This window comes from Arthrobacter sp. Y3225116 (assembly GCF_059091245.1).
In genome coordinates, this window is the sequence record NZ_JBNHGL010000433.1 from 1 (window position 1) to 1267 (window position 1267).

General features: G+C 70.6%; 2 protein-coding genes. Both read left to right on the forward strand.

The features are described from left to right. On the forward strand, positions 1-930 hold a 930-nt coding region (gene pabB / locus AC5RV2_RS18100; protein WP_494093475.1), incomplete at its 5' end, for an aminodeoxychorismate synthase component I. A gap of 65 nt (positions 931-995) precedes the next feature. Beyond that, positions 996-1267 (forward strand): DJ-1/PfpI family protein (locus tag AC5RV2_RS18105; protein WP_494093476.1); only part of this gene is annotated, 272 nt, incomplete at its 3' end.

Sequence of the window (1267 nt, forward strand, 5' to 3'; positions counted from 1 at the left end):
GACGCTTGGCTCGCCGCTGCCGGTGCGGTGGTCAGCGGCCTGCCCGCGGCCGCCGGCCCCGCCCCAGCTCCGGCCGCGCCGCCGCAGGCACCGGAATTCCGGTCCCGCGATACGCGCGAGGCCTACCTGGCCAAAATCCGGGAAGCGCAGGCGGAAATCACCGAGGGCAACACCTACGAGGTCTGCCTGACCACGGAGCTGCACGCGACCGCGGCGGAACCGCTGGACCCGCTGGACACCTACCTGGCCCTGCGCAGCCGCAACCCCGCGCCCTTTGCCAGCCTCCTGCGGTTCGGGCGGCTCACCGTGGCCAGCACGTCCCCCGAGCGGTTCCTTGGCCTCGACGCCGGTGGCCTACTGCGGGCCGAACCAATCAAGGGCACGCGGCGCCGCCTCCCGGATCCCGACGCCGATGCCGCCGTCGTCGAGGAACTCGCCGGCAGCGCGAAGGACCGCGCCGAGAACATCATGATCGTGGACCTGCTGCGCAACGACCTGAGCCACTTTGCCGTGCCGGGCTCGCTGCAGGTCAGCCGGCTGTGCGCCATCGAGTCCTACGCGACGGTGCACCAGATGGTGTCCACGATCGACGCGCAGCTGTTGCCCGGGGCGGTGCGGGCGGAGGCCGTGGCCGCGGCTTTTCCCGCCGGATCGATGACGGGCGCCCCGAAGATCAGCACCATGGACATCCTGGACCGGTTGGAGACCGGACCGCGCGGCGTCTACTCGGGGGCTGTGGGCTACTTTTCGCTGGACGGAGCCGCAGACCTGTCCGTGGTGATCCGCACCCTCGTGATGGACGGCAACCGGTTGAGCCTGGGCGTCGGCGGCGCCATCACGGCCGATTCCGTGCCCGACGACGAATGGGACGAGGTCCGCGCCAAGGCCTACGGGGTGCTCTCGGCGCTCGGGGCAACGTTCCCGGAGTAACGCATAGACTGTGCCGCCAGAGGTGGACGGCTCGGAGAACCCGTGACCAGAATCGAGGAATTGTTGTGCCAGGACCAGCCAGCACCATGACCACCCGCGTGGGCATTTTGGTCTTCGACGGGGTGAAGCTGCTCGATGTCGCCGGCCCGGCGGAGGCATTCGCAGAGGCAAACCACCTCGGCTGCTCCTACGAACTCGTCTTCCTGTCGCCGGACGGGAACGACGTCGCCTCCTCGGTCGGGCTGCGGGTATCGGTGGATGCCGCGGCGGCCGGTGCCGGCAGCTTCCACACCGTCCTGGTGGCCGGCGGGGACGCCCTGCCCGGCGGCCGGCTTCC